This is a genomic window from Myxococcus sp. AM011 (genome assembly GCF_013372595.1).
In the GTDB taxonomy this organism is placed as follows: domain Bacteria; phylum Myxococcota; class Myxococcia; order Myxococcales; family Myxococcaceae; genus Myxococcus; species Myxococcus eversor.
In genome coordinates this window covers 1-6,605 of the sequence record NZ_JABXEM010000414.1, presented here as the reverse complement: position 1 = coordinate 6,605, position 6,605 = coordinate 1, and the positions used below count along the sequence as shown (strand labels likewise).

Sequence of the window (6,605 nt, the reverse complement as noted above, 5' to 3'; positions counted from 1 at the left end):
CGCCCGGCCCGGACGGGCGGGTGCGCCTGACCACGGACTCCTCGGACCTGGGGCCCTTCATGACGTACGCGAAGGACACCTCGGCGCGCGAAGCGCTGTGGCGCCTGGGACGACGACGGGGCCACCCGCGCAACCTGGACACACTCGCGAGCATGCTCCAGGCACGCCACGCGTTGGCCACGCTGCTGGGTTACCCGAGCTGGGCGGCCTACGCGGCCGAGGACAAGATGGTGCGCGAGGAGCGCGTGGCGGCGGACTTCATCGAGGAGCTGGCCGCCGCCGTCGACGGGCGCATGCGCTCCGAGTACGCCGCGCTCTTGACGCGCAAGCAGCGGGACGTGCCGGCCGCCACGCGCGTGGAGCCCTGGGAGCAGGCGTGGCTGGAGGACAGGGTGCGCGCCGAACAGTACCGCTTCGACTCGCGCGAGCTGCGGCCGTACTTCGAATACACGCGCGTGAAGCGCGGGGTGATGGACCTCACCTCCAGCCTCTTCGGCCTCACCTATCGCCGCGTGCTGGACGCGCCCGTCTGGCACCCGGACGTGGAAGTCTTTGACGTCTACGAGGGCGCCGAGCGACGAGGCCGCTTCTACCTGGACATGCACCCGCGCCCCGGCAAGTACACGCACGCGGCGCAGTGGGACCTGGCCGTCGGCCGCGCGGGCAAGTCACTTCCCGAGGGCGTGCTGACGTGCAACTTCCCTCGCCCCGGCGCGCGGCCCGCGCTGCTCCAGCACTCCGAGGTGCGGACGTTCCTCCACGAGTTCGGCCACCTGCTGCACCACGTGCTGGGCGGCCGGGTGCGCTGGGCGGGCCTGTCCGGCACGCGCACGGAGGTCGACTTCGTGGAGGCCCCCGCGCAGGTGCTGGAGGAGTGGGCCTGGAGCGTGGAGCCGCTGCAGCGCTTCGCCCGGCACATCGACACGGACGCGCCGCTGCCCGCCGACCTCATCTCCCGGATGCGCCGCGCGGACTCCTTCGGCAAGGGGCTCTGGGTGCGCCAGCAGCTCTTCTACGCCGCCGTCAGCCTCTCCCTGCACTCGGGCGCCCCCGCGGCGGGCACCGACGCCACCACCGCGAGCGTCCTGGCCCTCCAGGAGCGCTACCTGCCCTTCCGCGCCATCAGCGGTACGTACGCCCACCTCGCCTTCACCCAGTTGGATGGCGACTACTCGGCGCTCTACTACACGTACCTCTGGTCGCTCGTCATCGCGCGCGACCTGCTCACGCCCTTCGAACGGCACGGGCTGATGGACGAGGAGACGGCCCACCGCTACCGCGACACCGTCCTGGCGCCGGGCGGCTCCAAGGACGCCGCGGACCTGGTCCGGGACTTCCTCGGCCGGGGCTACGACTTCGGGGCGTACTCGCGTTGGCTGGAGGGCCGCTGACGCATCCCGCCGGGGGCTGTAAATTCAAAGGGCCCCGCGATGTGAATCGCGAGGCCCCTTGTGTTGTGAATCCGTCAAACCCGCACCGGCACGCTCACGGGGAGCATGACTTCAGTGCACGGCGGGTACGGATGCGGCCACTTCCGGCTGGAGGGTGATGCCCTGCGCGTCCGGATCCAACCGGACCTGCACGGGCACGCCCTGGAAGCGGTACTGGGCCAGCGAATCCGCTGCTCCGTCGAGGAGAAGCTGGTAGCGCTCCTCCAGCTCCACGGCGATGAGCAGCATCGTCTCGCCCGCGTCCGCCACACCCGGGCGGTACACCTGGCACCGCTGGAACCGCGCCCAGCGACCGTTCTCCATCTTCACCAGCTCGCCGTCGTAAGCCATGCGCAATTCCTCCGCAGCAATGAGACGAGAACCAATGTAAGGACGAATTAACTCGCTGTCATCCCCCCTCTTGAAAATTCGTTAAGGCCTTTGAATTTCCGGGGGTTACACGACAGTTCCGGGGCTGGCGGGCAGATCATCCGGGGCCGCTGCTCAAAAATGTAAATTTGCCAGCCAGTCAATCCTGTCAAGGGAGCGAGGCGGCGCCGAGTCCGAGGCCGGGACAGGTCCCTGGGGGACTTGGGCGCGTCAGCGGGGCGGTAGCGCCAGGCGGCGGGGTCTCCTAGATTCAGAGGGATGAAGTTGCCAGGGCTGTTCCGCAAAGAGCGAACCACCATCGCCGCCGCCGACGCCCAGGACCACGCCGAGAAGCTGCTGGCGGAGTCCTTGCGCCTGTTGGGACAGGTGTGCACGAAGGTCGCGGACGCCATCGAGTCGCAGCGGTTGTCGCGCCAGGGCTATGCGCACAACACGTATCTGCGGCGGACGGACCACCGGTCCGACGAATCCGAGGAGTTGGAGAAGAAGCCCCGAGAGTAGCCGTGTGCCGGGCTCTCAACGGACTCGCTGGAAGCCGGTTGCATCGCGAGGGTGGTTGGCTGTTGAAAAGTGGGGCGCCCCCTTCCGGAATGAAGTTCCCGTTCCCATCTTGCCGCCCATAGAATCCCGCGGTTGAGACGCCGCAGCTCCCCTCTGAGGCCCTGCCATGTCCCACATCCTGGTCGTCGATGACGACGCGAGTCACCGCACGCTCATCAGCGATGCCCTCGAGGAGATGGGTTACCGAACCGTCGAGGCCGCCAACGGCAAGGAAGCGTTGGACCATCTGGAGGGCGACATGCCCGCCGCCGTGCTGCTCGACCTGCGCATGCCGGTGATGAGCGGGTGGGGCCTTCTGGACGCGCTGAAGAAGATGCCGCGCGCCAGGGGTCTGCCCATCATCATCATCTCCGGCTACGGCTTCGAGTGGGAGGCGGAGCTGGTGGGCGCGGCCGGCTACATCTCCAAGCCCGTGGACCTGGACAAGGTGCGGATGACGGTGCAGCAGATCGTCGGCCCGCCGGAGATGGCCTTCGTCCACTGACTTCCGCGCCCGGTTCCGCCGGGTGGGGATTGTCGCGGGGGGCCGGGCTCGGGTGTGATGGCGTCACTTCATGACGCCCTCCCCTTCCGATGACCTCGCCGTCGACGCGCGCGGGCTGATCAAGCGCTTCGGTGGCTTCACCGCGCTCAACGGCCTGGACCTCCAGATACCCAAGGGGGCCTTCTACGCGTACCTGGGCCCCAATGGCGCCGGGAAGTCCACCAGCATCGCGCTCCTGACAGGCGTGTACGGCCCCGACGCGGGCTCCATCCGCATGCTCGGCGTGGACGCGGTGCAAAAGCCCATGGAGGTGAAGCGCCGCGTGGGCGTGGTGCCGGAGGAGCTGAGCCTCTTCGAGCGGCTCACCGGCCGGCAGTACCTCACCTTCTGCGCGCGCATGTATGGCCTGGACGGCGACGAGGCCGCCGCGCGGGCCACGGAGCTGCTGGAGCTGACGGAGCTGACGTACAAGGCGGGCTCGCTCGTCTCCGAGTACTCCAAGGGCATGCGGCGTCGGCTCGCCATCGCCGCGGCGTTGATCCACGCGCCGGAGCTGGTGCTCCTGGACGAGCCCTTCGAGGGCATCGACGTGCTGGCGGCGGGCGTCATCCGCGAGCTCTTGCGCGAGCTGAGCCGGCGCGGCGTCACGCTGCTGCTCACCACGCATGTGCTGGAAATCGCGGACCGGCTGGCCACCCACGCGGGCATCATCCAGGCCGGACGCATGCTGGACCAGGGGCCGGTGTCCTCCTTGCTCCAGCGCTACGACTGTTCCTCGCTGGAGGCGGTGTTCGAGAAGCTCATCGCCGTGCCCTCGTCGCGCAACGCGCGGCTGTCGTTCTACGGCGAGGCCCCCGCTCCCGTCGTCCCGCTGCGGGAGCCGGCATGAATCGCCCCGCCGTTCCCGGCTTCTTCCGGCACCTGTGGCTGTTGTGGGGGCTGCGCTTCAACATCGGGTTGAACCAGGGGCCGGGCAAGAGCCGCCTGCTCGCGGTGGGCTCGTTCATCGCGTCGAGCGCGCCGGGCCTGTTCTTCGGCCTGTTCTTCTTCGCGCTGATGCGGCTCAAGCCCGTCGTGGAGAGCGACGTCTGGCCGTACTTCATCCTCAACCTGCTGTGCTTCGTCACCTTCTCCGTGTGGGTGACGTGGCCGCTGTTGTCCGCCGGCGTGGATGACCACTCGGAGCTGAGCCGGTACGCGGCGTTTCCGATTTCGCCCTTCCGCCTGCTCATCGCCTCCACGGTGGCCAGCCTCTTCGAGCCGCGCGCGCTGGTGTTCTACGCGCCGCTCACGGGCGCCGCGCTGGGCTTCGCCTCCGTCTATCCCTTGTGGGCACCGTGGCTGGCGGTGGTGCTCTACGTGCTGTTCGCGTTCCTGTGCGCGGCGTGGAGCCGCGTGGCGCTGTACGCCGTCATCAACGTGCTGCGGGAGAAGCGCAGCGCTGAAATCATGGGCGGCGGCCTCCTGGCCTTCCTGGTCGCCGCGTCGTTCATCCCGCCCATCGACACCTCGTGGCTGACGGCGGTGGGCGAGGACGGGGTGGACGCGCTGGACATGTCGCTCATCATCAACGCGGCGGTGGCGCTGGGACGCGTTCCTCCGGGCTTCTTCGGAGATGGCCTGGGACAGCTCGCCTGGTACCGCCCGCGCGTGGCGATGGCGGAGGGGTTGGGCCTGTTGTTCTTCGCGGCCATGGGCATGGCGGTGGCGTACGCGCTGCTGATGCGCTTCCACCGGCAGTCGGGCCGCGCGGGGCCGCAGATGAAGGACGCGAAGGACAAGAACCCCTTCGAGCGCACGCGCACGCGCTTCACCACGCTGGTGACGCGTGAGGCGCTCGACTTGTGGCGCAACCCTCGCGCGCGCCTGCTCGCGTCGGTGCCCTTCATCCTGGCCATCCTGCTGAAGCTCCTGTCCGGCCGGGACTTGTTCGTCTTCCTGCTGGGGGGCTCGGCGGACGCGTGGCTGATGGGCGGCCTGTGCATCTACGGCGCGGTGGTGATTGCGTCGACGTTCTCCCAGAACACGTTCGCCTATGACGGGCAGGGCTTCGCGGCGTTCCTCGCGGCGCCGTTGGACCTGGCGGACGTGCTGCGCGCGAAGAACCAGGTGCAGGCGACGGCGGCGCTCGGCATGGCGCTGCTGGTGGCCGTCTTCTACCGGGTGTACTTCGGCTTCGGGACGGTGGTGGATATCGCCTGCGCCCTGGCCGCGGTGCTGGGCGTGGTGCCCATCCTGATGGCCGCCGGCAACTTCCTCTCGCTGTACTTCCCGGTGAAGTTCCACGCGAGCCTCAAGCGGCGCGACAAGGTGCCGCTGACAGCGTCCATGCTGGGCATCTTCGCGGCCAGCATCGGCTGCATGCCCTTCGGCTGGGCGCTGAAGCTTGCGGGGAAGGACGGGCCGTCCTGGCAGTCCGCGGCGATGATTGCCCTGTGCGCGGCCCTCAACCTGGTCATCTACCGGGGCTCGCTGCCCCTGGCGCTGCGCCTGTTGGACCGGCGGCGGGAGGTCATCCTCCACGCCGTGACGCGCGAATAGCACGAAGGGCCGTGGCCGCCTGGGAAGGTGGACCACGGCCCCTCGGATGTCTGCTTCGAGCGACGCGGAGCCAGGGCTCAGTACGTCACGCCGTGCTTCGCGGCCTGGGCCTTGACGCCCTTCATCACGTTGGCGTCGAAGGCGTCCTCCTTCTCGGGACGATTCTTCGCGAGCCAGGCCTCGCGCTCGGCGGCGAGCTTGGACGCCTGCGTCTCCAGCGCCTTCTTCTCGTCGGAGAGCTGCTGCACCTTCTTCGCCCGCCCCTCCACGCTCAGGCCCTTCAGCTCGGAGGGAAGCTCGTCGTCACGCACGCTCGCCAGTGACGCGGGCGCGGCGACCAGGTCCACCGCTCCACCCACCGCCTTGGGCGCGCTGCTCGGGGCGGGAGCCCCCGCCGCGCCGCTGCCACCCCTGCTGCTCGTCTTGCGCATGTAGCTGATGCGCTCGGCCGCGGCCTCCGGCGCCAGCTCCGCCATGGCGTCGGCGCGGGCCCTGTTCGCGGCCTGCACCTCCGCCTTGCCGGTGTAGAGCGTCTTCGACGCCAGCTCCGCGTTCACCTTCGACAGCTCCGCGTCGTACGGCGTCGCCACCGCCACCATGCCGCCCGACTGGTCGATGGAGTCGAACGTGCCGTCCGTCAGCTTCGCCACGTACTTCCACGCCACCTGCGTCTCCTCATCCGAGCCGCAGCGCACCGTGTTCACCACGATGTGCTGCTCGCGGGCGCGCTTCGCCCAGAACTTGAAGTCCCAGTCATCGTTGCGCTTCGCCGGAGGCGCGTCACCCACCAGGAAGATGGCCTTCATCACGGACCGGTCCTGGTTCCACGACAGCTTCGACACGGCCTCGCCCAGGCCCCGGCCCACATGCTCGGGCGAGTCACCGCCGCCGCCCGCCTCGAAGCGCCGCAGGTTCGCGAACACCGTGTCCAGGTCGTCGCTCAGGTCGAACCGCTTCGTCACGTAGTCGTCCCCGACGTCCCGGTACGCCACGAGGCCGACCTTCAGGTGCGGCGTGGGCCGGCCCTGGGCGATGCGAGACGCGATGGAATAGATTTTCGACTTCGCGCCCTCCAGCAGGCCGCTCATCGAGCCCGTCGTATCGAGCACGAAGACCACCTCGATTTCAGGGCGGGGCGCCTTCGCCTTCGCGTCCACCGGGGGCTGCTCCTGGACGGGCTTCACCGCCGGGGGCGGCTT

General features: G+C 69.1%; 7 protein-coding genes. 5 read left to right on the top strand and 2 right to left on the bottom strand.

Translation table 11 applies throughout. The annotated features are described in order from the left end of the window. Window positions 1–1,391: M3 family metallopeptidase (locus HUW62_RS44950; RefSeq protein ID WP_176437945.1), on the top strand; the 1,391-nt coding region annotated here is incomplete at its 5' end. A 111-nt stretch (window positions 1,392–1,502) separates the two neighbouring features. On the opposite strand, the gene HUW62_RS44945 is transcribed toward HUW62_RS44950, so the two are convergent. Then, window positions 1,503–1,781, bottom strand: coding sequence for a hypothetical protein (locus HUW62_RS44945; protein WP_163866541.1), 279 nt, complete (start codon window positions 1,779–1,781; stop codon window positions 1,503–1,505). 297 nt (window positions 1,782–2,078) lie between these two features. Here HUW62_RS44945 and HUW62_RS44940 point away from each other — a divergent pair, with 297 nt between their 5' ends. From HUW62_RS44940 to HUW62_RS44925, 4 genes are all read left to right on the top strand, one after another. Beyond that, on the top strand, window positions 2,079–2,321 hold the full coding sequence (locus HUW62_RS44940; RefSeq protein WP_163866540.1) for a hypothetical protein: 243 nt from the start codon (window positions 2,079–2,081) through the stop codon (window positions 2,319–2,321). Between the two features lie 166 nt (window positions 2,322–2,487). Continuing rightward, window positions 2,488–2,865, top strand: coding sequence for a response regulator (locus HUW62_RS44935; RefSeq protein WP_163866539.1), 378 nt, complete (start codon window positions 2,488–2,490; stop codon window positions 2,863–2,865). Between the two features lie 70 nt (window positions 2,866–2,935). Continuing rightward, the gene (locus HUW62_RS44930; protein ID WP_163866538.1) at window positions 2,936–3,754 is read left to right on the top strand and encodes an ABC transporter ATP-binding protein; all 819 of its coding nucleotides are present in this window, start codon (window positions 2,936–2,938) and stop codon (window positions 3,752–3,754) included. Next, the gene (locus tag HUW62_RS44925) at window positions 3,751–5,406 is read left to right on the top strand and encodes a hypothetical protein (protein ID WP_176437944.1); all 1,656 of its coding nucleotides are present in this window, start codon (window positions 3,751–3,753) and stop codon (window positions 5,404–5,406) included. The genes HUW62_RS44930 and HUW62_RS44925 overlap by 4 nt, the downstream gene beginning before the upstream one ends. A 77-nt stretch (window positions 5,407–5,483) precedes the next feature. Here the strand turns inward: HUW62_RS44925 and HUW62_RS44920 are convergent. Then, window positions 5,484–6,605 (bottom strand): VWA domain-containing protein (locus HUW62_RS44920; protein ID WP_176437943.1); only part of this gene is annotated, 1,122 nt, incomplete at its 5' end.